The sequence below is a fragment of the Micromonospora sp. NPDC005163 genome (genome assembly GCF_053599835.1).
In genome coordinates, this window is sequence record NZ_JBSFYP010000009.1 from 55,319 (window position 1) to 80,950 (window position 25,632).

20 protein-coding genes and 3 pseudogenes are annotated in these 25,632 nt (G+C 72.7%); 12 read left to right on the forward strand and 11 right to left on the reverse strand.

Annotation, left to right across the window (positions count from 1 at the left end):
* Window positions 1-125: 125 nt before the first annotated feature.
* The gene (locus ACWD6N_RS09395) at window positions 126-530 is read right to left on the reverse strand and encodes a hypothetical protein (protein WP_354965958.1); all 405 of its coding nucleotides are present in this window, start codon (window positions 528-530) and stop codon (window positions 126-128) included.
* 396 nt (window positions 531-926) lie between these two features.
* On the opposite strand from ACWD6N_RS09395, the gene ACWD6N_RS09400 reads away from it, so the two are divergent.
* The 4 genes from ACWD6N_RS09400 to pseI all read left to right on the forward strand — a co-directional run bounded on the left by ACWD6N_RS09400 (window position 927) and on the right by pseI (window position 5,009).
* Window positions 927-2,252 carry a polysaccharide pyruvyl transferase family protein gene (locus ACWD6N_RS09400; RefSeq protein WP_354965959.1) on the forward strand — a complete coding sequence of 442 codons (1,326 nt, stop codon included), beginning with the start codon at window positions 927-929 and terminating at the stop codon, window positions 2,250-2,252.
* A gap of 89 nt (window positions 2,253-2,341) precedes the next feature.
* On the forward strand, window positions 2,342-3,466 hold the full coding sequence (locus ACWD6N_RS09405; RefSeq protein WP_450004652.1) for a glycosyltransferase family 2 protein: 1,125 nt from the start codon (window positions 2,342-2,344) through the stop codon (window positions 3,464-3,466).
* Window positions 3,463-3,966: a GNAT family N-acetyltransferase gene (locus ACWD6N_RS09410; protein WP_354965961.1), complete on the forward strand. Its 504-nt coding sequence runs from the start codon at window positions 3,463-3,465 to the stop codon at window positions 3,964-3,966. Before ACWD6N_RS09405 ends, ACWD6N_RS09410 begins: the two co-directional genes overlap by 4 nt.
* Window positions 3,963-5,009, forward strand: a complete 1,047-nt coding sequence (gene pseI / locus ACWD6N_RS09415; protein WP_354965962.1) for a pseudaminic acid synthase — start codon at window positions 3,963-3,965, stop codon at window positions 5,007-5,009. The genes ACWD6N_RS09410 and pseI overlap by 4 nt, the downstream gene beginning before the upstream one ends.
* Window positions 5,010-5,072: 63 nt before the next feature.
* Here the strand turns inward: pseI and ACWD6N_RS09420 are convergent, their stop codons facing one another.
* From ACWD6N_RS09420 to ACWD6N_RS09440, 5 genes are read right to left on the reverse strand one after another with little or no spacing between them, the layout of a single operon-like run.
* On the reverse strand, window positions 5,073-6,296 hold the full coding sequence (locus ACWD6N_RS09420) for an acyl-CoA reductase (protein ID WP_354965963.1): 1,224 nt from the start codon (window positions 6,294-6,296) through the stop codon (window positions 5,073-5,075).
* The gene (locus tag ACWD6N_RS09425; protein ID WP_354965964.1) at window positions 6,293-7,342 is read right to left on the reverse strand and encodes a LuxE/PaaK family acyltransferase; all 1,050 of its coding nucleotides are present in this window, start codon (window positions 7,340-7,342) and stop codon (window positions 6,293-6,295) included. Before ACWD6N_RS09425 ends, ACWD6N_RS09420 begins: the two co-directional genes overlap by 4 nt.
* Window positions 7,336-8,730 (reverse strand): AMP-binding protein, encoded by a 1,395-nt coding sequence (locus ACWD6N_RS09430; RefSeq protein WP_354965965.1) that lies wholly within the window; start codon window positions 8,728-8,730, stop codon window positions 7,336-7,338. The genes ACWD6N_RS09425 and ACWD6N_RS09430 overlap by 7 nt, the downstream gene beginning before the upstream one ends.
* A complete protein-coding gene (locus ACWD6N_RS09435; protein ID WP_354965966.1) occupies window positions 8,727-9,476 on the reverse strand; it encodes an SDR family NAD(P)-dependent oxidoreductase in 750 nt (249 codons plus the stop codon). The genes ACWD6N_RS09430 and ACWD6N_RS09435 overlap by 4 nt, the downstream gene beginning before the upstream one ends.
* Window positions 9,457-9,699: an acyl carrier protein gene (locus ACWD6N_RS09440; RefSeq protein WP_354965967.1), complete on the reverse strand. Its 243-nt coding sequence runs from the start codon at window positions 9,697-9,699 to the stop codon at window positions 9,457-9,459. Before ACWD6N_RS09440 ends, ACWD6N_RS09435 begins: the two co-directional genes overlap by 20 nt.
* A gap of 207 nt (window positions 9,700-9,906) precedes the next feature.
* Between ACWD6N_RS09440 and pseB the strand changes: the two genes are divergently transcribed.
* Genes pseB through ACWD6N_RS09470 form a run of 6 tightly spaced genes read left to right on the forward strand, consistent with a single transcriptional unit; the run spans window position 9,907 to window position 16,555 of the window.
* Window positions 9,907-10,929, forward strand: a complete 1,023-nt coding sequence (gene pseB, locus ACWD6N_RS09445) for a UDP-N-acetylglucosamine 4,6-dehydratase (inverting) (protein WP_354965968.1) — start codon at window positions 9,907-9,909, stop codon at window positions 10,927-10,929.
* Window positions 10,926-12,086, forward strand: a complete 1,161-nt coding sequence (locus ACWD6N_RS09450; protein ID WP_354965969.1) for a DegT/DnrJ/EryC1/StrS family aminotransferase — start codon at window positions 10,926-10,928, stop codon at window positions 12,084-12,086. Before pseB ends, ACWD6N_RS09450 begins: the two co-directional genes overlap by 4 nt.
* A 10-nt stretch (window positions 12,087-12,096) precedes the next feature.
* The gene (locus tag ACWD6N_RS09455; RefSeq protein WP_354965970.1) at window positions 12,097-12,939 is read left to right on the forward strand and encodes a hypothetical protein; all 843 of its coding nucleotides are present in this window, start codon (window positions 12,097-12,099) and stop codon (window positions 12,937-12,939) included.
* Entirely contained in the window at window positions 12,929-14,743 is a 1,815-nt protein-coding gene (locus tag ACWD6N_RS09460) for a class I SAM-dependent methyltransferase (RefSeq protein ID WP_387327179.1), read from the forward strand. The genes ACWD6N_RS09455 and ACWD6N_RS09460 overlap by 11 nt, the downstream gene beginning before the upstream one ends.
* A 31-nt stretch (window positions 14,744-14,774) precedes the next feature.
* Window positions 14,775-15,506 (forward strand): glycosyltransferase family protein, encoded by a 732-nt coding sequence (locus ACWD6N_RS09465; RefSeq protein WP_354965971.1) that lies wholly within the window; start codon window positions 14,775-14,777, stop codon window positions 15,504-15,506.
* Entirely contained in the window at window positions 15,503-16,555 is a 1,053-nt protein-coding gene (locus ACWD6N_RS09470) for a PseG/SpsG family protein (protein ID WP_354966129.1), read from the forward strand. The genes ACWD6N_RS09465 and ACWD6N_RS09470 overlap by 4 nt, the downstream gene beginning before the upstream one ends.
* 57 nt (window positions 16,556-16,612) lie before the next feature.
* Here the strand turns inward: ACWD6N_RS09470 and ACWD6N_RS09475 are convergent, their stop codons facing one another.
* Window positions 16,613-18,586, reverse strand: coding sequence for a hypothetical protein (locus ACWD6N_RS09475; RefSeq protein WP_354965972.1), 1,974 nt, complete (start codon window positions 18,584-18,586; stop codon window positions 16,613-16,615).
* 191 nt (window positions 18,587-18,777) lie between these two features.
* Here ACWD6N_RS09475 and ACWD6N_RS09480 point away from each other — a divergent pair, with 191 nt between their 5' ends.
* Together ACWD6N_RS09480 and ACWD6N_RS09485 are read left to right on the forward strand one after the other, a co-directional pair.
* Window positions 18,778-19,386: an alpha-ketoglutarate-dependent dioxygenase AlkB gene (locus ACWD6N_RS09480; RefSeq protein ID WP_354966130.1), complete on the forward strand. Its 609-nt coding sequence runs from the start codon at window positions 18,778-18,780 to the stop codon at window positions 19,384-19,386.
* A gap of 104 nt (window positions 19,387-19,490) precedes the next feature.
* Entirely contained in the window at window positions 19,491-19,649 is a 159-nt protein-coding gene (locus ACWD6N_RS09485) for a hypothetical protein (RefSeq protein ID WP_450004653.1), read from the forward strand.
* A gap of 55 nt (window positions 19,650-19,704) precedes the next feature.
* Here the strand turns inward: ACWD6N_RS09485 and ACWD6N_RS09490 are convergent.
* From ACWD6N_RS09490 to ACWD6N_RS09505, 4 genes and pseudogenes are all read right to left on the reverse strand, one after another.
* Window positions 19,705-21,786: pseudogene (locus tag ACWD6N_RS09490) on the reverse strand (DNA gyrase subunit A); the annotation flags it as partial.
* 393 nt (window positions 21,787-22,179) lie between these two features.
* Window positions 22,180-23,070 (reverse strand): annotated as a pseudogene (locus ACWD6N_RS09495) (LAGLIDADG family homing endonuclease); the annotation flags it as partial.
* Window positions 23,071-23,073: 3 nt separating this feature from the next.
* Window positions 23,074-23,475: pseudogene (locus ACWD6N_RS09500) on the reverse strand (DNA gyrase subunit A); the annotation flags it as partial.
* Between the two features lie 32 nt (window positions 23,476-23,507).
* Window positions 23,508-25,565, reverse strand: coding sequence for a DNA gyrase/topoisomerase IV subunit B (locus tag ACWD6N_RS09505; protein WP_354965974.1), 2,058 nt, complete (start codon window positions 25,563-25,565; stop codon window positions 23,508-23,510).
* Window positions 25,566-25,632: the final 67 nt, after the last annotated feature.

Here is a 25,632-nt window from a genome sequence, read left to right on the forward strand (position 1 = left end):
CTGCGGTGGGGAGCCGCACGGCCGACCCGGGCCGGGATTCACCGTGGCGGGCCACGGGCCGACGGGCGGGGTGTGCGGAGGTACGTGATTCGACAGGCGCGGTGGCGGGACGTCGTCCCGGTGGCTCAGAGCCTCGGCGGGGCCCGGGACGCCCGGGTGGCCGGATCGGCGGTGCGCGGCGATCGCTGCGGACCGGTCCCGATCGCGGAGGCGCCGGCCTCCGCCGGCACGGCGGCCTCGACGGCGGGTGCCGCGGCGGGCGCGTCCGGCGAGATCGGCGGGGCGGTGTGGTCGACGGCGACCGGAGCCGCGAGGTCGGCGGCGCCCGTGGGGGCGACCCATCCGGACGACGGAGAGCCCGAGGACACCACCGAGGTGGGCAGCGGGACGGCCGAGGCGGGCGGGGCGGCCGACGCGGGTGACGCGCCCGAGCCGAGGGCCAGGGCGGCGACCACGGCGAGGCTGGTCAGCATCCGCGTCGCCCAGCGCGCCACCCACCACAGCGGACAGGTGAGCGCGACGGGAGGCACGCCCCCACGCTACCGCCGGTGCCGTCCGGGCGCATCGACGCCGGGCGTGTCGGATACCGCCGCGCCGCCGGATCTGACCAGCGCGGACGCTCGTCGTGGACGTCGAGCGGCGGGCCGCTCAGCGGTCGGCGCACGCCGATCGGCGCTCGGTGTCGGCTGTCCCGCTCCGCTGGCGCGGCAGGACGGGAGCCGACCCGGCGCCGGCGGTCCCGGTGCCGCCCGACCGGGCACCGTACCGGCGGCGGTCGGCACCCGTCACCTCGCCGATGGTGACGCCTGCGTATGTTCCGGCTGACGCGTGTCCTAATATTCCGGGACCGGAGGTGACGGCTCGCCCGCCTGTCCAGGCCTGGGCGGTGCTGTGCCCGGGCGCCAGCAGACGAGAGGTGGAGCCCCATGCACCAGCGGATTCTGATGCGGGCGAAGAAGGGCCCCTTCGACGTCTACTCCCCGGAGGAGACGTTTCAGGGCAACTGGATCGGCGAGAACAGCGGCAACCTGGTCTTCAGCCACGCCGCGCACAAGATCCTGCGTACCAGCACCGCCGAGATCACCTCGACCGGCTTCAAGGTCGACCTACGCGACGTCGACCGCATCAACGAGCAGTACGACGTCTACGTCATCCCGCTGGCCAACGCGTTCCGCCGCAGTTACGCGCACCGCATCGAGGCGATGACCAAGCTGGTCGAGCGGTTGAAGATCCCGGTGGTGGTGCTGGGGGTGGGCGTACAGACGAATGTCGCGGGCGACCGGGAGTACCTGCGCCCGATCGACGGTGTGGTCAGCCGGTTCGTCCGCGCGGTGCTCGACCGCTCGCACAGCATCGGCGTACGCGGCGAGATCACCGAGGGCTACCTGCGCACGTTGGGCTTCTCGGCGGTCGACGTGATCGGCTGCCCGTCGATGTTCCTGCACGGCGACACCCTCGGGGTGGAGAAGGGCAAGGCGGCGCTGGAGCCGCACGACAAGGTCGCCCTGACCGTCTCGCCGTACGTGAAGTCCATGGGGAAGATCATCGCTTCGCACCAGCAGCGCTACCCCAACCTGCGCTACCTCCCGCAGGACCTGAAGACCCTGGGCACCCTGCTCTACGGCGACGCCCCGGAGGACCGGGGGAAGACCAGCACCATCCCGATCCACAGCTCGCACCCGCTGTTCACCGAGGACAAGGTGCGGATGTTCCTCGACCCGTGGACCTGGATGGACTACCTCGCCGGCTTCGACTTCGCCTTCGGCACCCGCATCCACGGCACCATCACCGCGCTGGTCGCCGGCACGCCCGGGTACCTGTTCGCGCACGACTCGCGCACCCTGGAACTGGCCCGCTACTTCGACATCCCGCACCGGGTGATGAAGGACGTGCCCGCCGACGTCGACGCCGCCGACCTCTACGAGGAGGCCGACTACACGGCGTTGAACAACGGTCACAAGGCCCGGTACGCCACCATGCTCTCGTTCCTGGCGAAACACGATCTGGGCAACTCGTTCGCCGACGGCGACAGCGCCAGTCGCTTCGACGCGCAGGTCCGGGCCACCACCTTCCCGCCCGCCGTACGCCCGGCCGCCGCCACGGCGACGGAGGAGCTGCTGGCCCGGGTGCAGTGGCTGCACGACCAGAACGGTGAGCTGCGGCGCGAGATCGCGACGTTGGGGGAGAAGCGGCTGCGGGCCCGGGTCGGGCGGGCCCTGCCCGGGCCGGTGCGCCGGATCCTCAACCGTTAACCCCGTGCTGGACCGCTGTTCAGGCGGCCCACGCTCGGGCGCCACGTGAGGTTCCGAGGCCGTCCATCCGCGTCGTCAATGGTGACGAGGTGGTCTTCGAGCCGACGCACGCCCCGCTGCTGACTATCGTCGTGCCGGTCTACGGCGTCGAGGCGTACCTGTACCAGTGCCTGGAGTCGATCCGGGCCGACATCCCGGCGGGTGAGGCGGGGGCGGTCGAGCTGATCGCCGTCGACGACGCCTCCCCCGACGGCTGCCCCGCGATGCTGCGCGCGTACGCCGCGGGTCGCGCCGGCGTACGCATCGTGCACCTGACCGACAACGTGGGCCTGGGGCTGGCCCGCAACGCCGGTCTCGACGTGGCCACCGGGCGGTACGTCTGGTTCGTCGACAGCGACGACTGGCTGCCGCCCGGGACGATTTCCGCGGTGCTCGACCGGCTGCGCCAGCACGAGCCCGACGTGCTGATGCTCGACCACCTCCGGGTGCACGAGGACGGCCGGCGCGAGGTCGACGCCAGCAGCCAACTGATGCGCGGCGTGACCGGCGCGGTCCGCCTCGCCGAGCAGCCGCAGCTGCTGCGGGTGCAGCACACCGCGTGGAACAAGGTCGTCCGTCGCGCCTTCCTCGACGAGCTGGAGCTGCGCTTTCACCCCGGCTGGTACGAGGACATCCCGTTCAGCCACCCGCTGCTGATCGGCGCCGAGCGGATCTCGGTGCTGGACCGGGTCTGCTACCTGTACCGCCGAGGCCGGCTCGGCGCCATCACCTCCACCCGCAGCGGCCGGCACTTCGACGCCTTCGACCAGTACGAGCGACTGATGGAGTGGGTAGGGCGCCGCCACCCCGACGAGCGGCTCCGGGCCGAGCTGTTCCAGCTGATGGTGAACCACTACCTGGTGGTGGCCGGCAACGACGACCGGCTGCATCCGCACCTGCGGCGCGCCTTCTTCCGCCGGGTCGCCCAGCACTACCGCCGCTACCTGCCGGCCGGCGGCTACCCCATGCCGGACGGGGTGGCCGGCCTCAAGCACCGCCTGGTCGGACGGAACGACTACCTCGCGTACGCGGCGCTGCGCCAGGCCCACCGGGTGGCCGGCCGGGTGCGGGGCGCCCGGGTCGGAACGTCGTCCGACGCGCCCGCCGAGGGCGCGCCGGCGGGCGATCCGTTGGCGGCGCCGAAGCGGCCGCGTGCGCTGGCGGGACGCGGATGATGGCACTGCTGCGCTCGGCCGACGACGGCGACCTGCACCTGATGCTGCGCTGGCGCAACCACCCGCAGGTGCGCGCGGTGAGCCTCACCCGGCACGAGATCAGCCTGGCGGAGCACACCGCCTGGTGGGCGCGGGTGCGCGCGGACCCCGACCGACGGGTGCTGGTACACCTGCACGAGGGTGTCCCGTCCGGGGTGGTCACCTTCTCCGGCGTCGCCTCGCCCGAGCGGGCCCTCACCTGGGGTTTCTACCTGGACATCGCCGGGCTGGACGCGCGGGACGGGCTGTTGCCGGCGTGGCTGTCGTTGGAGCGGGCCGGGATCGCGTACGCCTTCGACGTCCTCGGGGCACGGACGCTCGGCGGCGAGACGCTGACCACCAACCGGCCGGTGCTGGCCCTGCACCGGCGCTTCGGATTTCGCGTCGTCCGGCAGTACGAGCAGGACGTCGACGGCAGACCGCACCAGGTGGTGTGGACGGAAATGAGCAGAGGAACATGACAATCAAGATCGGACCGCACGTGGTCGGCGTCGGGGAGCGGCCGCTCGTGGTCGCGGAGATGTCCGGCAACCACAACGGCAGCCTGGACCGGGCGCTGGCCATCGTGGACGCGGTGGCCGCGAGCGGTGCGCACGCGTTGAAACTCCAGACGTACCGGCCGGACACCATCACCATCGACGTCGACGCGCCGGCGTTCCGGATCTCCGACGGGCACGACCTGTGGGGCGGTGAGCGCCTCTGGCAGCTCTTCGAGCGGGCCCACACGCCGTACGAGTGGCACGCGCCGATCTTCGAGCGGGCCCGCCAGCACGGCCTGACCGTCTTCTCCTCCCCCTTCGACCACACCGCCGTGGAGCTGCTGGAGGAGCTGGGCGCGCCGGCGTACAAGATCGCCTCTTCGGAGCTGGTGGACCTGCCGCTGATCCGGCTCGTGGCCAGCACCGGCAAGCCGATGGTCATCTCGACCGGCATGGCCACCGTGGGTGAGATCGACGCCGCCGTGCGAGCGGCCCGAGAGGGTGGCGCCGGCGGCATCGTGCTGCTGGCCTGCACCGCGTCCTACCCGGCGCCGCCGCAGGACAGCAACCTGCGCCGGCTGCCCGTGCTGGCCGATGCCTTCGGTCTTCCGGTGGGGCTCTCCGACCACACTCCGGGCATCGGCGTGCCGGTCGCCTCGGTGGCGCTCGGCGCCTGCCTGATCGAGAAGCACGTGACGCTGCGCCGGGCCGATGGCGGCGTCGACTCCGACTTCTCGCTGGAGCCGGACGAGCTGGCCGCGCTCACCGTCGAGTCGGAGCGGGCCTTCGCGGCGCTGGGCGGCACGACGATCGGGCCGACCCCGACCGAGCGGGAGGGGCTGCGGTTCCGCCGGTCCCTGTTCGTGGTCGCCGACGTGCGCGCCGGCGACACGGTCACCGCCGCCAACGTCCGCTCCATCCGGCCGGCGGGCGGGCTCCCCCCGGCCGACCTCGACCGGGTTCTCGGTCGCACCTTCAGCAGTGACGTGCCGCGCGGTACGCCGCTGGCCTGGGATCTGATCTGAGCCCTGATCCGCGACGGCGGGCCCGGTCCTGAGGGACCGGGCCCGTTGTGTCGTGGCGAACGCTCAGCCGTCGACGCTGACCAGCCGGACGAACTCGCGCAGCAGGTCGTAGCCGTCCCAGACCGGGGCGAAATTGAGCGCCGCGCCGAACGGCACGATCCGGTCGATGCCCCGGCCCCCCAGCTCCCGGGCGAATCCGACCAGCTCGGTCGGGTCGAACCCGAAGTGGGTCAGCGTCTGGTCCCGCCGGCGCAGGAACGGCACCAGCTCGGCCAGCTCCGCGATCGTGACGAAGCCGAACGTGCCGGTGCCGAGCCACTCCCGAGGCGCCGCGGCCGGCGTGTCCAGTTCCAGCGTCGCCACCAGGTTGTCGGGGAAGGCCATGCGGGACACTCCCCCGTCGGCGGCCAGGCCGTACGACCCGACCCGCTTCTCGACCGCCATCGCCGCGTCCACGTCCGAGCCCCGATCCCGGGCCGCGACGCTGAGCAGCGCGACGAACTCGGCCCGGACGGCGTCCGCGCGCGCGGCGTCGCCGACCAGGAACACCGCCCGGGGCGACGAGCACGCCGCCTGGTCGAACCAGTAGGCGTCGTTGGCGAACTTCGCGACGGCGTCCCGCCGGGCGGCGACCGGGGCGGCCTCCCAGCCGGCCACCGCCAGCACCGCGAAGGACGACCGGTCCGGGAAGGTGAGGTCGCGGGCCGCCGGAGCCAACGGGTGCCGCCGGACGGCCGTCACCGCCCGGTCGCCGCCCCAGATGACCCGGACGTCGCAGTCGGCGCTGAGCCGGGCGGTCACCGCGTCGTCGTGGCCGTAGGTGACCATGCGCTGGGTCCGGGCGACGACCGGGTCCGCCTCGGCGAGGCTGTCGTTCAACACCTCGAGTATCGCGTCGGCGGCCGCCGCCGACCGGGGCGACACCCGGACGACGTTGATGTTGCCGGCCAGCGCGGCCAGCGCCCAGGAGTAGACGAAGATGGTGTCCACGTTGGCCGGTGGGACGTGGAACACCACGCCCCGGGGAAAGGCCAGCACCCGCTCGTCGAGGCCGGCGCGCAGCCGCTCCACCCCGCGCAGCAGCTCCCGACGGCGCAGGAAGAAGCCGAGCGAGCCGAGCTCCGGGTGCCGCCGAGCCAGGGCCGGGGTCAGCAGGCGGCGCGACACGGCGGTCAGGAAGTCCATGATCCGCTCGTCACCGACCGTCAGCGGCGTCTCCGGGGGCGGCGGCACCAACTCGTCCACCGACAGCTCCGGCCCCGCCGGGAAGCGCATCCGTACGGTCATGACCGTCCTCCGACGTAGGTGTCGCTGCAACCGCGGGCCTCGGCGCGGGGCAGCCGGCCCAGGACGCTGAACCGCTTGCCCGGCCAGTGGCCGTCGTCGACGCCGTGCACCACCCCGAGGTCCTCGGTGAGCAGCACGTTGCCCGGGTACGAGGTGGGCAGGGTGCTCAGCACCTCGATCACGCCCGGTGTGCCGATCGGCGCCTCCCGCCAGGTCACCGGGTCGCGGACGATGACGTCGGCGAAGTCCGGGCAGTAGAGCGAGCCGCCCTCCGGCCCCTCCAGGAAGACGGTGCCGATCTGCTCGACCATCCCGTAGAAGTTGTGGATCCGGGTCAGGCCGGTGTCCGCACCGAGGCGGCGCCGGAACTCCGCGTTGTCCACGGCCTGGTCGGCGAGCTTCTTCCAGCCGCCGGAGTGCACCAGGATCCCCTGGGACAGGTCGAGGCCATGGTCGCGGGCCACCTCGTAGAGGTATCGCCAGACCATGAACGTGAAGCCGAAGACGAGGAACGGCGAATCCCCGTGCCGGCCGAGGAACTCCTTGAGGGCGGCCACGTCCGGCCGGTCGTCGGCGTCGAGCAGCCAGAGGTGGTCACGGCCGAAGTTCACCATGCCGAGCGCCCCCGCGCCGCGGGCGGAGTAGGAGCGCCGGTCGCCGACCACCCCGGAGCGGTCCACCACGACCATCGGCAGCCGTCGCGGTCCGAGCACCGTGCCGAGCGTGCGGGCCAGCATCCGGGACTGGGTGGCCGCGGCCGCCCGGTCCAGGTGGATCCGGCTGACCTCGCCGGTGGTGCCACTGGAGGTGAGCACCCGGATCACCTCGTCGTCGGGCACGCTGGACAGCTTGCGGGTCTTGAACAACCGCACCGGCAGCCAGGGCAGGTCGGCCAGCGTCGCCGGCTCACCGTCCTGGTCGAGGGCGTCCAGGATCCGGGCGTACGGCGGGCAGTGGCGCCGGTGGTGTCCGAGCAGCTCGACCAGCTCGCCGCGTAGCCGTTCCTCCTTTTCCGGCTGGGTGAGGGTGAACACGTCGGTCAGCACTGTGCCTCCAGCGCGCGGTAGTCGGGCTTGCCGGCGGGCGTCAGCGGCAGCGCGTCGACGCTGCGCACCTGGACGCCGGACGAGTGGGTGCCCAGCGCCGCCGCGACCTCGGTGCGGATCCGGGCGAGCTGGTCGGCGTCGGCCCCCTCGGCCACCACCACCAGCCGGTCCGCCCCGGCGATCGCGGCGAGCGGACCGTGGTGGCCGAGCGACCGTTCCACGTCGTCGAGGTTGACCCGGACGCCGAACACCTTGGCGATCCGCTTGATCCGGCCGGTGACGAACAGGAAGCCCTCCGGGTCCAGCCGCCCCAGGTCGCCGGTGGCCAGCGTGCCGCCCAGCTCGTCGGGGCGGGCCAGGTCGGCGGCGCTCTCGGCGTAGCCCATCATCACGTTCGGCCCGCGGTAGACGATCTCGCCCACCCGGGCCGCCTCGGTGGTCTCCACGCCCTCGTCGGTACGGATCGACACTGTGCCCCCGGGCACCGCCAGGCCGACCGACCCGAGCTTCGCCGGCAGCCGGTCGGACGGCAGGACGGTCATCCGGGCGGTCGCCTCGGTCTGCCCGTACATCACGAAGAACCGGCCCTCGACCTCGGTCATCCGGCCGTGGAAGTCGGTCACCAGGTCGGGGTGCAGCCGGCCGCCGGCCTGGGTGAGCGTCCGCAGCCGCTCGTACCGGCCGGGCGCGAAGCGCAGCCGGCGCAGCATCTCGTACTGGTAGGGCACGGCGGCGAGCGAGGTGACCCGGTGCCGGTCGACCGCGGACCAGAAGTCGCGGGAGGTGAGGCCGGAGCGTTCCAGCAGCACGGTGGCGCCGGCGTGCAGGTGGCTGGTGAGCACCGAGAGCCCGTAGGTGTAGTGCAGCGGCAGCGTGGTGGGCGCCACCTCGTCGCCGTCGAGGTCCAGCGCGGCGGCGATCGCCGCCGCGTTGGCCCGCACGGCCGAGCGGGACAGCCGGACCAGCTTGGGGTTGCCGGTCGAGCCCGACGTGGTGAGCAGCAGCGCCAGGTCGGGGTGCGGGGTGGGACCGGAGGGCCCGGTGCGCCGCCAGGCCGGGCCCGGCCCGACCTCTGCCGCCCGGTAGCCGTCCGGCGATGTCGGGTGCGTCAGCAGCAGGGCCGGGCGGAACCGGTCGACCAGGTCCCGCAGCGTGGCCGCGGGGATCTGTGGATCGAGCAGCGCCACCGGGCGGCCCGCCTGCCAGGCGGCGAGGACGCGCACCACGGCGTCGATGTCGGCGGGCACGGTGGCGAAGACCACGCCCGGAGGTTCCCGGTCGAGCGACGTCGCGAGGTCGGCGACCCGGGCGGCGAGGTCCGGGCCACCCAGTTGCCGTCCGGTGCCCGCGTCCACCAGCCGGGCGTCGGCGTGCAGCAGGTCGCTCACAGCGTCAACCCGCCGTCCACCCCGACCACCTGGCCGGTGACGAAGGCCGCGGCCGGCGAGAGCAGGAACGCGACCACCTCGGCCACCTCGGCCGGCTCGCCGAGCCGGCGCAGTGGGGTGGCGGCGGCGCGGGCCTGTCGGCCGGCGTCGTCCAGGTCGGCGAGCAGATCGGTGCGGATGAAGCCGGGCGCGACCGCGTTGACCCGGATGCCGGCGGGACCGAGTTCCTTCGCGGCGGCCCGGGTCAGCCCCTCGATCGCGGCCTTGCTGGCCGCGTAGACCGTCTGGCCGGCGGCCCCGGCCGAGCCGACCAGGGAGGCGGTGAGCACCACCGCGGGGCGCTCGCCCCGGCGCAGCAGGCGGACTCCCTGCTGCAGGGTGTGCGCCGCACCGGCGGCGTTCACCGCGAAGAGCCTGGTCACGGTCTCGTCCGACACCCCGCCCAGCAGCCCCGCCGCGTGCACGCCGGCGTTGACGACCAGGGCGTCCAGGCCGCGCCACCGCTCGAACAGGACGCGGGTCAGGGCGCGGATCTGGTCGGGGTCGGCCACGTCGCCGTGCACCGCCAGGTGCGGCCCACCGGGCAGGACGGCGACCGCCTCGGCGGCGGAGCCGGGCGACCGGCCGTGCACGGCGACCACGCAGCCCTGCTCGGCGAGCCGCCGGGCGACGGCCAGACCGATGCCCCGGGTGGATCCGGTGACCAGCACCCGGCGGGCCGGCGGATCAGTCGGTGAAGACGACACCGTGCTTCTCCAGGATCTGGCGAGCGCGGTCGAAGGAACTGAGATCAATGACCTCGTCGGTGTCCAACATGACACCGAACTCGTCCTCGATCGCGGCCACCAGGGACATGTGCGCGAGTGAGTCCCACTTCTCGATCCCGCGATATTCGAGACTGTCCACCGCGGCGTTGTCGGGCAGTTCCAACGCCGTGCGGAAGACGACTCTCAGTCGCTGCAGTTCCACTGGTCTTTCCTCCGTAACTGGTATGCACGACCGGCGTGCCGGCCGAGTGTAGCCGAGGTTCTGAACTGCTCAGCCAGGCCCCGAACGAGCGAAAAGTGTTTGCCTGCAAGGCATTCCGCATTCACTTCCCACGCGGCATCAGTTCACCAGGGTGCGTCGGGTTGTTAACCCGCCGGGTCTAGCGTCTCGATCCGGTTGGCCAGCCGAATGCCACCGCGGAAACAACCACGACCATGGGAGCACCAATTGAGCGAGCTGAATGGGTCCTCCATTCTTGTCACCGGGGGAACGGGTTCCTTCGGCAGGACCTTCCTCCGGCACGTCCTCGCCGAGGCCGACCCGGCGAGGGTCGTGGTGTTCTCCCGCGACGAGCTCAAGCAGTACGAGCTACGCCAGCAGCTCGGTGACGACCCCCGGCTGCGCTGGTTCATCGGCGACATCCGGGACCGGCACCGGCTGACCCGGGCGATGCACGGGGTGGACCACGTCGTGCACGCCGCGGCTCTCAAGCAGGTGGACACCGCCGAGTACAACCCCTCGGAGTACATCGCCACCAACATCACCGGCTCCCAGCACGTCGTCGACGCGGCGATCGAGGCTGGCGTCAAGAAGGTCATCGCGCTCTCGACCGACAAGGCGTCCAGCCCGATCAACCTGTACGGCGCGACGAAGCTGGTCGGCGACAAGCTCTTCGTCTCGGCCAACCACTACGCCGCCCATCACCCGACCCGGTTCGCCGTGGTGCGCTACGGCAACGTCGTGGGCAGCCGCGGCTCGGTGGTCCCGCTGTTCCGCCGGCTGGCCGCCGAGGGCAAGAGCCTGCCGGTCACCGACAAGCGGATGACCCGCTTCTGGATCACCCTGGACCAGGCCGTCCAGTTCGTCATGGACTCGTTCGACCAGATGCAGGGCGGCGAGCTGTACGTGCCCCGGATCCCCAGCATGCGGATCCTCGACCTGGTCGAGGCGGTCGCCCCGGACGCCACCACGCACGAGATCGGCATCCGCCCCGGCGAGAAGCTGCACGAGGAGATGATCGCGCCGGACGACAGCCGCCGGACGGTGCGCGCCGCGGACCGGTACATCGTCCAGCCGACCATCGCCGGCTGGGGCTACCAGCCGCCGGTCGACTGCGAGCCGGTGCCGGACGGCTTCGCCTACCAGTCGGACACCAACGACGAGTGGCTCAGCGTCGAGCGGTTGCGCGACATGCTCGGCCTCACCGCGTGATGGCGATGCTCCCCTACGGCCGGCACTCGGTCAGCGAGGACGACGTCGCGGCCGTCGCCGACGTGCTGCGCGGCGACTGGCTCACCACCGGCCCCCAGGTCGACGGGTTCGAGGCGGACCTGGCCAAGGTGACCGGTGGAGCCGGCTGCGCGGCGGTCTCCAACGGCACCGCCGCGCTGCACGTGGCGTACGCGGCGGCCGGTGTCGGCCCTGGCGACGAGGTGGTCGTCCCGCCGATGACCTTCGTGGCCACCGCGAGCAGCGCCGCGCTGCTCGGCGCGAAGATCGTCTTCGCGGACGTCGAGGAGGAGACCTTCACCCTCGACCCGGCCGCGGCGGCCGCCGCGACGACGTCGCGCACCAGGGTCGTCTCGGCCGTGGACTACGCCGGCCACCCGGCCGACTACGACGCGCTGCGAACCGCTCTGAGCGGCTCGGACGCGCTGCTGCTGGCCGACGCCGCGCACTCCATCGGCGCCACCTACCAGGGCCGGCCGGTCGGCTCGCTCGCCGACCTGACCACCTTCTCGTTCTTCCCGACGAAGCACCTCACCACCGGAGAGGGTGGCGCGGTCGCCAGCACCGACGCCGAGCTGCTCAAGCGGGCCCGCCGGTTCCGCAACATCGGGCTGGTCCGCGAGCGCGACGAGCAGCGCTGGCCGGACGAGGGCGGCTGGCACCAGGAGGTGCACGAGTTCGGGCTGAACTACCGGCTGCCGGACGTGCTCTGCGCCCTGGGCCGCAGCCAGCTGCGCCAGCTCGACGCCTTCCTCGCCCGGCGGGCCGAGCTGGTCGCCCGCTACAACGAGGCGCTGGCCGATCTGGACGGGGTGCGGCTACCGGTCCAGAAGTCGTGGGCCGAACCGGCCTGGCACCTCTACCCGATCCGGGTGCTCGACGGCCGCCGCCGCGAGGTGTACGACGCGATGCGCGCCGCCGGCGTCGGCGTGCAGGTCAACTACATCCCCGTGCACTGGCACCCGGTCTTCGCCGACCTGGGCTACCGGCGCGGATCCTGCCCGGTCGCCGAGTCGTTCTACCGTCAGCAACTCTCGCTGCCGCTCTACCCGACGTTGAGCGACGCCGACCAGGACCGCGTCATCGACGCGCTCGGTGCGGCGCTGCGGGGCCGCCCGGCGCGGCCCGTCGCCGCCTGATGGGACGCTGATGCACCACGCCAACCACTTCTACGGCCACGCCCACGTGCTGGCCCGCTACGCCGGGCTGGGCGACGACCACCCGCCGCGGATCAACGGGTACGTCCAGCACGGCTGGAACATCGGCGACGGGCTCGCCCCCGGCCACCCGTACGCCGAGGGCACGCCGAGCCTGCTCTGGTCGGAGCAGACCCGGCGGCGGGCCTGGTCGGTCGGGCGGCGCAACGTCGTCGTCATCGGCGCGCCCTTCGAGTACCTGCTGGCCCTGCGGCCCGAGGACCCGCCGGAGTCGCAGCGGCAGGGCACCATCTGGTATCCGTTCCACGGCTGGGAGGGTCAGCACGTCCGCGGCGACCACAGGGAGCTCATCGCCCGGATCCGCGACACCGAGCCGGGCCCGGTGACCGTCTGCCTCTACTGGCACGAGTACGGCATGCGGCGGGTCCGCCGGCTCTACGAGAACGCCGGCTTCCGTGTGATCTGCCACGGCTACCGCGGGCACTGGTGGAAGGACACCGACCCGCTCTTTCTCGACAAGCAGCTCACCGAGCTGCGTCGGCACCGCCGGGTGGCGTCGAACCGGCTGACCAGCGCGATCTTCTACGGCATCGCCGCCGGCTGCGAACCGGCGGTGTACGGCGACCCGATGGTGCTCGCCGACGAGGACCCGACCTTCGGCGGGACCGCCCGGATCCGCCGCCAGTGGCCGGAGCTGCACGGCGAGTCGGTGGACCTGCCGACCGCCGTCGCGATCGCGCGCGCCGAGCTGGGCACCGACCACCGCTGCACGCCGGCCGAGCTGCGCGAGCTGCTCGGGTGGGCGAACCTCCAGGAGGAACCAGTTGACCATTGAGACGGCACCCGTCGACCGGATCGCGCTGCCGGGCGGGGAGATGCTGGCCTGGTCCGACCTGCCGGAGCAGCGCCCCGCCGACGGTGGAGCCCTGGCCGCGCTGGCGGCGCGGATCGTGCCGCCCGGCGCCCGGGTGCTGCTGGCCGGCCCGCACGATCCGGGGATGCTCGACCGGCTCGCGCACGCCGAGGTCACCTGCCTGCTGCGCAGCTACCCGGACGCGGTGGCGATGGCCGCGCGTACCGCCCGGGTAGTGGTGGGCGGGCCGGCCGGCCTGCCGCAGGACGAGCGGTTCGACGTGGTCATCGCCGGCGCGGGCCTGGATCCGGTGGAGTCGGTGGAGGGCGCCCGGCAAGGCTGGGATGGCGTGCTGGGCCGACTGGCCGACGCGCTGTCCCCCGGCGGCACTCTGCTGCTGCGGGTGGACAACCCGCTCGGGCTGCACCGGCTGGTCGACACCGCCCCCTGGTACGCCCGACGCGACGACGCCGCCTGGACCATCGGCGGCGTCCTCGACACCGACCGTCCCGCGAACCGGGAGCAGGTGCGCGCCCGCCTGACCGACGTCGGGCTGCGCCCGGGCGCCTGCTTCGCCGCCTACCCGACCGCGCTGCTCGACGCCGACCAACTCGACCGGCGTACCACCTCCGGGTTCTTCGACGCGGTCCTGCACCACGCCTGCACGGGAGGCTTCACCGCCGCGACGGTGCTCCAGGACCCCGCCCGGCTGGCCGTGGACGCGCTGCACGCCGGGCACGGCGCCGCGCTGGCCCCGGGCTGGCTGGTGCTGGCCCGCAAGGCCCCGGCATCCGACGCCGCCCCGGCCCTCGGGTCGCCGGGCGACCTTCCGGTGGCGCTGCTGCAGACCGGCCCGCCCGGCTCCGACGTGGTGGAGGTGGTCGACGGGCCGGACGGCTGGCGGTGGCAGGCCACCGCCGGCGCCGACCGCACCGGCACGGCCGCCGCGCCGTTCGCCAGCCGCAAGGCGGCGTATCGGGACCCGTCCGCGCTCATCGGGCAACCGGTGCCCGACGGGCGGCTGCTGCGCACCCTGCTGCTCGACGCCGCCCTGCGGCGGGACCTGGAAACGCTGCGGGCGCTGCTGCACGGGTACGCGGACTGGCTCGCCGGGCAGGCCGGTGACGACGGCCGGATCGCCGGCGCCGCCGCGCTGGCCGGCACCGACAACGTGGTGGTCTCCGCCGGCCGGTACGCCGTGCTCGACCTCAGCTGGCGGGCCACCGAGGCGCTCCCCCGCGACGTGGTGCTCGCCCGGGGTCTGTGGCGGTTCGCCGTCGCGCTGCTCACCGGCGGGTACGCCCATCCCTGGGCGTCCACGCTGGACGTCGCGGGACTGACCGTGGTGCTGGGCGGCCTCGCCGGCCACGACCTCGACCGGGCGACGGTGTCGGCCGCGGTGGAGGCGGAGGCGGCGGTCACCGCCGCGCTCCGGGGGCTGGACGCCGACGGGCGGGTCACCCTCGTCGCCGAGCTGCGGTCGGTCGAGCCGACCGACCCGCCGGCCGGGCCGGGCGGCTACCAGCAACTGCACGAGGCGTGGCTGCGCCAGCGCGACGAGCTGACCCGGATGTCCGCGTCGCTGAGGTGGACCGAGGACCTGCTCACCTCGCGGGAGCGGGCGCTACGCCGGGCCGACGCGACCATCAACCTGCTCAGCGGATCGCTGAGCTACCGGGTCGGACGGCTGGCTCTCACCCCGGCGCGGCTGGCCCGGCGCGGGGCCCGCGTGGCCAAGCGGCGGGCCCGCCAGGCGCTGGCGCCGAAGCGGCAGGAGCAGCAGTGAGCGGCCGTGGCGGCACCGGACGGGGGTGCCGGTGATGCGGATCGTTGGGATCGTGCAGGCCCGGATGGGCTCGTCCCGGTTGCCGGGCAAGGTGCTGCGACCGCTCGCCGGCCGCAGCGTGCTGGGCCGGGTGGTCCGGGCCGCCCGGGACAGCGGGGTGCTCGCCGACCTGGTGGTGGCGACCAGCACGGACACGGTCGACGACGCGGTGGCCGCCGAGTGCGACCGGCTCGGCGTGCCGTGCCACCGCGGCCCGGTCGACGACGTGCTGAGCCGGTTCATCGGCGCGCTGGACGCGCACCCCGGGGACGCGGTCATGCGGTTCACCGCCGACTGCCCGCTGCTCGACCCGGAGATCATCACGCTGGTGGCCTCGGTCTACCGGGCGGTACCCGGGCTGGACTACGCGAGCACGTCGATCGCGCGCACACTGCCACGCGGACTGGACGTCGAGATCATCCGCGCCGACGCGCTGCGGACGCTGGACCGGCTCGCCACCGAGCACCACCGGGTGCACGTCACCTCGTACGCGTACACCCACCCGGAGCTGTTCCGGGTGCTCGGGGTGACGCTCACACCGGACCGGTCCGGACTCCGGCTCACCCTCGACACCGAGCAGGACTGGACGCTGGTGCGCGCGGTGACCGACCATTTCGGCGACGTCAGCGTGCCGCTGGCCAAGCTCGCCGACTGGCTCGACGAGCAGCCGGCGCTGCGCGCGCTCAACGCGGGCGTACGACAGAAGCGACTGGAGGAGTCCTGAGCACGTTACGCGTCGGGTTGCGCTGCGACGCCGGGCCGCGGCGCGGCGTCGGCCACCTGGTCCGCTCGCTGGCGTTGGGCGAGGAGTTCCTGGCCCGCGGCAGCCGCGTCGACATGTTCGGCGCCGTCGAGGGGGTCGGCTGGGCCGCCGCACAGCTCGCGGCGCGGGGCATCCCACTGCACCCGGGTCCGCGGACTGTCGCCGACCTGGTCGAGACGGCCCGCCGGCACCAGCTCGACGTCATGGTCGTCGACTCTTACGACCTCGAACCAACCGCGGCGGGCGCGCTGCGCGCGGCGGGTGTCCTGACCCTCGCCGTGGTCGACGGCGACACCCGGGGTCAGGACGCCGACCTGTACCTCGACCAGAACTTCGGCACGGACATCGCCGTGCCTCCGCGGCGGCTGCTCGCCGGCGCCCGGTACACGCTGCTGCGGGACTCGGTGGTGGCGGCCCGGCCGCCGGCGCCACCGCCCGCGGCATCGGTGAGCCGTCCCCGGGTGCTGGCCTTCTTCGGCGGCACCGACGCGGTCGGCGCCGCACCCGTGCTCGCCAGGGTGCTGCTGTCCACCGGACACCCGATGGACCTGACCGTCGTGGTGGGTCGGCCCGAGGTGGAGGCCGAGCTGGCGACCGTGACGACGGGCCGGGGGCAGTCGCTGCGCCCGGTGCCGCCCACCGACGAGCTGCCGGCCCTGATCGGCGCGGCGGACCTGGTGGTCAGCGCCGCCGGCACCTCCACCTGGGAGCTGTGCTGCCTCGGTGCGGCCGCCGCGCTGGTCTGCGTGGTGGACAACCAGCGCGAGTCGTACCGCCGGGTGGTGGAGCACGGCCTGGTCGCCGGCCTCGGTGAGCTGCCGGAACTGGCCGCCGGCGGGATGGCCGGGCGGGCGGCGCGGACGGCCGCCGCGCGGACCCTGACCGCGCTGCTCACCTCCCCGGCCCGCCGTGCGACCCTCTCCGCCCGGGCCTGGTCCACGGTGGATGGGCTGGGCCGACGCCGGGTGGCCGACGCCGTGCTGCAGGCCCGCGCCGCCACACCGGCCTGACCGGCACCGCGCGACCTCGCCGGGTCGCCGTACCTGCTCTCGTTGCGGCGACCCGGGTCAGCGCAGCGGTTCGAGTGTCACCCGGGAACGCAGCTCCGGACGTTCGGCGAGCAGCCGCTCGACCACCGCCGCGGCCTCCGGCCCGGTGGTCAGGAAGCGGATCGGCCGCCGCTCCCGATCGACCACCGCCGCGGCGCGGGCCGGTTCAGCGAGCGGCAGGTTGTAGAACGCCGGCGCGGACGCGCCGTGGGTGCCCTGCAGGGTGGCGAGGAAGAGTGTCTCCAGGTAGCCCTCCCGCCGGTGGTCGCTGACCACCACGGTCACCTCGCCGTCACGTACCGGCGCCTGGGCCAGCGCGCGGGCCGTCACGTCGGCCTGCCGGGGCCGCGCCAGCAGCCCCGACCACCAGGCGGCCGACCAGGTGGTGCTGCGGTTGCCGAACGGCTGGGCGAAGATCCCGCCGCCGCGCGCCAGACCGGCGATCCCCGCCGTCCCGACCACCAGCGAGAGCGCGACGAGCACCCGGGCGAGGACCACCGGGAGGGCGCCGGGGCGGCGGGCCGCCGCGACGCGCGCCGGCGGTGGCCGCAGCAGCAGCCCCGCCCCCGCGCCGATGAGCAGGACGACCAGCAACAGGTGCAGGGTCTTGCCGTAGTAGTAGCGCGGATCGGTGCCGAGCGCCCGGAAGTAGACGAGGAAACCGACGGCGAAGGCCAGCGCCGCGGCCAACGCACCCGCGTACCGGCGCCACACCGGCAACCGCAGGCCGCCGGCGAACAACCCGGCGCCGATCACCGCGGTCAGCGCCAGGTAGGCGTCGTAGCGCGGAAACACCCCGCCACCGGTGGCGACGTTGTCGACCTGGTCGGTGAAGAGGAGGCCGGCCACACTGGGCAGCGGGGTGAGCACGGCGGTCACCACCGCGACCGTGACGAGCAGCCACGGTCGCCGGCGCACCGCCCGCCGGTGCCGGACCAGCCAGGCCAGCACCAGCACGCCGACCACCGGCAGGAACATCAGGTACGCGAAGCCCACGCCGACGCAGAGCGCCCCGAGCAGGCAGAGCTGGGTGCCGGTCCGGGCCACCGGCCGGCAGACCAGCGCGATGAGGATCGCGGTGAGCGCCAGGCCGAGGCTCTCGCCCGGGTAGCCGTAGACCACGAACCGGGTGAGCTCGGAGCCGAGTGCGAGCGCGGTGACCGCGCCGGCCAGGCCGAACGCGCGGACCGGGTTCAGCAGCCGGCCGGCGATCCGGCCGGCGGCCCAGACCACGGCCAGCACCAGCAGCGCGTACGCGGAGATCGCCCAACCCAGGTAGTGGTCGAGGGTGCTCGCCGGTCCCCCGGCGGCGGTCGACGAGCGCAGGAAGGTGTCCAGCAACGCGGCCGTGACGTGGAAGCCCTGCGGGTAGTAGACCATCGCCTCCGGTGCGATCCGGGCCGCGGCGTCGGGGTCGGCGAAGAGGTAGCCGCCCACCGCCCGGATTCCCTCGACGGCCGCCAGGTGCCGGCTGTTGTCCTCGCCGACCATGGCGTACGCCAGCCGGCCGGCCAGACCGTCGGCGCGCAGATAGGGCCACGCCAGCGCCAGGCCGGACAGCACCGCGGCGGCCACCGGCGCCAGGTCGGCCGGGACCGGCCGGGGAAGGCGCGGCCGGCGGCCGGTGAGCAGGCCGAGCCCGAGCAGCGCGGTCAGGGCCGTGCCGGCGACGGGCACCGGGTGCAGACCCCACGGCCAGAACGAGAAGAGCAGCGCCGCGGCGCAGACCGCGCCGACCAGCAGCGCCACGGCCAGCACCAGCCGGTCGAGCAGGGTGCGCCCGACGCGCAGCAACCCGGCCGTCAGCAGCAGCACGAGCGGCGGCAGCAGCCCGGCGAGCCCGAGGGCGTACGCCAGCACCGGGACGACCCAGGCGGCGGCGAGCCCCGCCGCGATCAGGAGCGCCCGCCGGCGGGCCGGGACCGGTGGCGGCTCCACCGGCGAAGCCGTCGATCGGTCCGCCACCGACAGGCTGGTGGAACTGCTCTGCACTGGTCGTCTCCTCGCGACACCGCCCGCCCGGACCGGACGGAGCCGCCTCACGCTAGGGCCGCTCCGACGATGTCCGACGACACCGACATGTGCGCGAGGTGACCAGCGGGCGAAAAGACTCCCCGGTCGTACACCTGTACCAACACGGCGGGTAGGGTGAGCGTGTGTCCGGGCCCGCCTACCAGCCGTCGATGCTGGATCTCGCCGCCGCGGAGCCGTCGCTCGGCCCGCTGGCCGGGCAACTGCGTCGGCGACAGCTCTCCCGGGGCGCCTGGGTGGACCACCTGCCCGGCTGGGTCTCCGGCTCGGACGCCATCTTCGACACCCTGCTGCGGGACGTGCCCTGGCGGGGCGAACGACGGACGATGTACGACACCGAGGTGGCGGTGCCCCGCCTGCTCTCCTGGTACGGGCCGGACCGGCCGCTGCCGCACCCGCTGCTGACCGAGGCGCGCACCGCGCTCACCCGCCACTACGCCCCCGAGTTGGGCGAGCCGTTCGTCACCGCCGGCATGTGCCTCTACCGCTCGGGTCGGGACAGCGTCGCCTGGCACGGCGACACCCATGGCCGCTCCGCGCACACCGACACGATGGTCGCCATCGTCTCCTTCGGCGCGCCGCGGCCGCTGCTGCTGCGCCCGCGCGGCGGGGGCGCGAGCCTACGGTTCCCGCTCGGGCACGGCGACCTGGTGGTGATGGGCGGCTCCTGCCAGCGCACCTGGGAACATGCGATCCCCAAGACCGCCCGGCCCGTCGGCCCCCGGGTCAGCGTCCAGTTCCGGCCCGTCGGCGTCGCCTGAGACGCGCAGCGGCGGCGCGCGAGAGGCAGGCCGAGCGGATCGACGAGATCGTCCGCTCGGCCGCCCGGCCCAGCCGTTCGGCCCGGGGTCCCCAGGGGCGGGTGGTGCTCCCGCCGGCCACCGCGATCGCGCTCGGCGTGGTGGTGCTCTTCTCCGGGCTGGTCGGCAGTCTCCTCACGCTCCGCCCGGCCTACCCTGCGCCGACAATCGTCCGGCAGCCCGGGGCTGAGCGGGAGCGGGAGCGAGTCCCCAGCGGCACCTGATCCACCCCCGCCCCGACCCCCCTCGGGTGGGGGGTCGGGTCAGGCAGGAGGCGGGTCAGTCGCGTTCGACCAGGTGGCCGACCACCGTCGGGCCGAGCATCACGGCGAAGCCGGAGCCGTCGCGGCGCGGGTCGGCGGCGGGCAGCTCGACCGGTTCACCGGTGCCGGTCGCGCCCACCGGACGCGGCCCCACCCAGGCGACGACCACGTCCGTCTCGTCCTTGAGGAAACGGTGCGCGCGCACGCCGCCGGTCGCCCGACCCTTCGCCGGGTACGCCTTGAACGGCGTCACCTTGACCGTCGCCCCGGTGGAGGTGACCACCATCGGCTCACCGTGCCCCGGGTCGTCGGTGCGCACCGCGCTGAAGAAGACCACCCGGGCTCCGGCGGGCAGGTTGATGCCGGCCATGCCGCCACCCTTGAGGCCCTGCGGGCGGACCAGCCCGACGGCGAAACGCAGCAGCGACGCCTCCGAGGTGACGAAGGTCAGCGTCTCGGCGCCGTCGGTCAGCCAGGTCGCCCCGACCACCTCGTCGCCGTCCCGCAGGCCGATCACCTCGAACTCGTCGGAGCGCACCGGCCACTCCGGCGCACAGATCTTCACCACGCCCTGCCGGGTGCCGAGCGCCAACCCCGGCGAACCGTCCGCCGGCCCGCCGAGCGGGGCCAGGCCGACCACCGTCTCCCCCGCCTCCAGCGGCACCAGCTCGGCGGCGGACATCCCACCCCGCAGCGACACCGTGCCCGCCTGCTCGGGCAGCACCGGCAACGGCAGTACGTCGATCTTGAACGCCCGGCCGGCGCTGGTCACCAGCAACACCCGACCACGGGCGGTGGAGTGCACGATCGCGCGGACCGTGTCGTGCTTGACCCGGCCGTTGCGGCGACGCCGCTCGGCGCTCTCCTCCGACTCGGCCGCGGTGCGGGCGACCAGCCCGGTCGCGGAGAGGATCACCTGACACGGGTCGTCGGCGACCTCCAGCGGCCCGGCCGGCGCGGACGCGGCCAGCACCTCCTTGAGGTCGCCGTCGACCAGCGTGGTCCGCCGCTCGGTGCTGAACTGCTTGACCACGGCCGCCAGCTCGTCAGAGACCAGCTTCTTGAGCACCCTGTCGTCGTCGAGGATCGTGGACAGCTCGGCGATCTCCGTACGCAGCCGCTCCTGCTCGGTCTCCAGCTCGATCCGGTCGAACTTGGTCAGGCGGCGCAGCGGAGTGTCCAGGATGTAGGTGGCCTGGATATCGGAGAGGCCGAACTGGCTCATCAGACCGTCCTTGGCGGCCTGCGCGTCGTCACTGCCCCGGATCAGCCGGACCACCCGGTCGATGTCCAGCAGTGCGATCAGCAGGCCGTCGACCAGGTGCAGCCGCTCCTGACGCTTGCGGCGGCGGTACGAGCTGCGCCGGGTGACCACCTCGTACCGGTGGGCCAGGAACACCTCCAGCAGCGCCTTCAACCCGAGGGTGCGGGGCTGCCCGTCCACCAGCACCAGGTTGTTGACGCCGAACGACTGCTCCAGCGGGGTGAGTCGGTACAGGTCGGCGAGCAGGGCCTGCGGGTTGACCCCCACCTTGCACTCGACGACGAGCCGGGTGCCGCTCTCCCGGTCGGTGAGGTCCTTGACGTCGGCGATGCCGGTCAGCCGCTTGGTCTTGGTGACCTCGTTGGTGATCGCCGCGATGACCTTCTCCGCGCCGACGCCGTACGGCAGCTCGACCACGGTGATCGCCTGGCGCCCCCGGCTGCCCTCGAGGGGGCCGATCTCCACCTTGCCGCGCATCCGCACCACACCGCGCCCGGTCTCGTACGCCCGGCGCACCTCGTCCAGGCCGAGCAGCACGCCGCCGGTGGGCAGGTCGGGGCCGGGAACGAACTCCATGAGCTTGTCCAGAGTGGCGTCCGGGTGGTTGATCAGCCAGCGGGCGGCGGTGACCACCTCGGCCAGGTTGTGCGGGATCATGTTGGTGGCCATCCCGACCGCGATCCCGGACGCGCCGTTGACCAGCAGGTTGGGGAAGGCGGCCGGCAGCACGGTCGGCTGGGTCAGCGAGCCGTCGTAGTTGGGCTCGACGTCGACGGTGTCCTCGCCCAGCTCACCGACGAGCAGCATCGCCTCGCGCGACATCCGCGCTTCCGTGTTGTGGTTTACGAAACCGCCGGCGATGAAGGAATGGTCCTCGGAATTGACACGCACCGAGTAGACCTCGGCCGGCTCGCTAGGCGTCACCTCGGTGACGCGCTCGAACCGGTACCCAGAGTCCATGATCGGAAGGATGGTCGCCAGGAGCTCTGGATTCTTGATGCGATCGATGATGCGGAGGCGCTCGGTCTCCCATCGCTCGACGCGATCGAAGTTGTGGGTCGTAAGCCACTTGCGTCCGCTACCGCGGCGGTCGAAGTCCAAGGTGTCTCGCACGTACGTGGCAACGAACGGAACGTGGTCTTTGCTGAGCCGATGCGGACGCAGCGGTGCGTGTCGCAGAACCTTGTCCAGCTTTGCCTGCTTAGTGCGGAGGAATCCCACGCGGTTGGCGAATGCTTTGATGTTTCGCAGACCGGAAATCACCAAACGGTGCTCGACCGAGCCGCTGGGACGTGTGTAGCGGCGCCAGCAGGCAACGACACCGAATTCCGCGAGCAGCTCTTGGGCCTCCCTGGTGAGTCGCTCACTGTAGCTGGTGTACTGGACGGTGAAGCTGTCCTTGGCGACGCGCACCCCGCCGTCCCCCTCGAAGAGGGCCATGAGGAAGGCACGCTTGACGCCCCAGCCACCGTTCCAGACGAACTGCGGGACGAACTTGTCCCGGGCCTGATGCCCGATGAACTCGGCCAACGGACTTGCGCGGAACGCGTCCATACCGCCGGCATAAAGCTGAACATCAATTTCCTGAATGCGCTTTCGGTCGCGACGGGTCTCTCTCTCGCTGACGTAACGCCGCCCACCAACCACTTGGTCGTACGCGTGCAGGACCTCACCGAAGAAGTGCTCGTCGGTGTTGTTGAATCCGGCTCTGGACTCATTCGCGAAGCCCTCGGACGCCCACGCCCCGCCGAGAACGCCCAGCGAATACTCACGAGCTGTGGGAATGACCTGGGACCAGGCATTTCGTGCCACACAGACGATCGAGTCAACTGCGAGTTCGTCGAGCCGTCGCCACTGGAAGAGGGGAACACCCATGGGTGACTCAAGACAGAGCACCAGGTGATTCTCGCTGCCTCGGAGCGAGAATCCGGCTTCCGTGGCGATCCGGATCGTCGGATGGACGCCCGAGTTGAACACCTTGTCAACATGGACGGCTTTACCGTCCTTGTCGAGCACCTCGAAGTCGGCTTCGGCTTCGCTGTCTGACGGGAGGTTCACCAGGTCAGCGATCCGAGGGCTGGTGCCGTCCGCAAGTCGGATGCGGGTGTCTCCGGTAATGCAGTATCTCGAGGCGGCCGGGCCATCGTCTGGAGATCCAAAATTTCCATGCCCGTCGATGAGCGGCACGTTGAGCGAGAAGTCCTGCGCGAGACGCACCATGGCGTCGTAAATCGCCGTGTCGCCGTGTGGATGGTACTTGCCCATCGCATCACCGACAATTCGGGCAGACTTCACATGCGCGCGGTCGGGGCGGTAGCCCTGCTCGTACATCGACCAGAGAATGCGCCGGTGCACCGGCTTGAGGCCGTCGCGGGCGTCGGGCAGGGCACGGGAGTGGATGACCGAGAACGCGTACTCCAGGTAGGAGTCCGAGACCTCGGTGACCAGCGGATTGTCGAAGACCCGCGCGCCGGCCTGGTCGAACGAGGAGAGATCGACCTTGTTTTCCTTGCGGCGTGCCATGACTCAGCTTTCCCCTCGGACGGTACGCGTGCTCATGCGTCGATCGCCTCACGGTCGACCCGGTCGGCGGAGTCGATCAGCCAGTTGCGGCGCGGCTCGACCTTCTCCCCCATCAGCAGTTCGAGGATCCGCTCGGCGGCGTCCACGTCGTCGAGGGTGATCCGGCGGACGGCGCGGGTGGCCGGGTTCATCGTGGTGTCCCACAGTTCGTCGGCGTCCATCTCACCGAGGCCCTTGAACCGCGGGATCGGGGTGACGATCTGCTTGCCGGACTTCTCCAGCTTGCGGACCGTCGCCTCCATCTCGGCCTGGGTGTAGGTGTAGGTGGTCTGCGGGTTGCGCCCCTTGGTGGTGATCTTGTGCAGGGGTGGCATCGCGGCGTAGAGCCGACCGGCCTCGATCAACGGCCGCATGTACCGGGCGAAGAGGGTGATCAGGAGCGTACGGATGTGCGCGCCGTCCACGTCCGCGTCGGCCATGATCAGCACCCGGCCGTAGCGCAGTGCGGACAGGTCGAAGGTGCGCCCCGAACCGGCGCCGAGCACCTGGACGATCGCCGCGCACTCGGCATTGTCCAACACCTGCTGGAGGTTGGCCTTCTGTACGTTGAGGATCTTGCCCCGGATCGGCAGCAGCGCCTGGTATTCCGAGGAGCGGGCCATCCGGCTCGTCCCGAGGGCGCTGTCGCCCTCGACGATGAAGAGCTCGCTTCGGTCGATGCCGATGGCCCGGCAGTCGACCAGCTTCGGCGGCATCGACGCGCCCTCCAGGGCGGTCTTGCGCCGCGCGGCGTCCTTCTGCTGCTTCTGGGTGAGCCGCACCCGCGCCGCGTCCACGATCTTCTGCAGCACGGTGCGCGCCTCGGCCTTGGTGCGCTTGTCTTCCAGCCACGCCTTGATGTGTGCGTCGACCAGGGTCTGGATCACCTTGGTGATGCCGGTGGTGGACAGCTCGTCCTTGGTCTGCGAGGTGAACTGCGGCTCGGGGAGCCGCACGTGCACCACCGCCGTCATCCCCTCCAGGACGTCGTCCAGGGTGGGCGGCTCCTCCTTGGCCTTGAGCAGCCCGCGGGTGTTGCGGACGGCGTCGGCGAGGGTGCGCGCCAGGGCCCGCTCGAAGCCCTTGCGGTGCGTGCCGCCGTGTGCGTTGCGGATGGTGTTGGTGAAGCACTCGACGGTGCGCTCGTAGCCGGTGCCCCAACGGAACGCCACCTCGACCTCGGCGCGGCGCTGCACGTTGGACTGCATGACGCCGTTGGCGTCGGCGGCGTTCTCCCGGTACGTCCCCTCGCCGGTGACCAGCAGGGTGCCGGAGACCGGGCGGTCGCCGGCCGGGGCGAGGAATTCCACCATGTCGCTGAGCCCGTTGGGGTAGTGGAACGTCTCCTCGGCGGGCGCCTCGCCGGTGAGGTCGCGCAGCAGGTATCGCACGCCGGGGACCAGGAAGGCGGTGTTGCGCAGCTTCATCCGGACCGCGTCGACGTCGAGTGCCGCGCCGGTCTCGAAGTAGCGGGTGTCGTGCCACCAGCGGATCGAGGTGCCGGTGGACTGCCTGCGCTTCATGGCGCCGACCACCTGGAGCCCAGGGCCGGCGGTGAACGGCGCGTCCGGCCCGTCGCCGTCGAAGATCCCCGGCACGCCGTGCCGGAAGGACATCGAGTGGATCTTGCCGGCGCGGCGGACGGTCACGTCGAACCGGCGGGACAGCGCGTTGACCGCGGACGCGCCGACGCCGTGCAGGCCGCCGGAGGTCTTGTAGCCGGAGCCGCCGAACTTGCCCCCGGCATGCAGCCGGGTGAGCACCAGCTCGACGCCGGAGATGCCGGACTTGGCGTGCACGTCGGTGGGGATGCCCCGGCCGTCGTCGTCGACCTGCACCGAGCCGTCGGCGTGCAGCGTCACCTCGACGTTGGTGGCGTGACCGGCCACACCCTCGTCGGTGGAGTTGTCGAGGATCTCGTTGACGAGGTGACCCACGCCACGGCTGTCGGTGGAACCGATGTACATGCCGGGCCGCTTGCGGACGGCGTCCAGCCCCTCAAGGTGGGTGAGGTCATCGGCCCCGTACAGGGTGTCAGGCTCTGCGGTCAACTGGTCGTACTCCCCGGTCTCGGCGGTGTGCTGCCGGTCACCGGCGACATCAGCCGGCGTGGCGCGC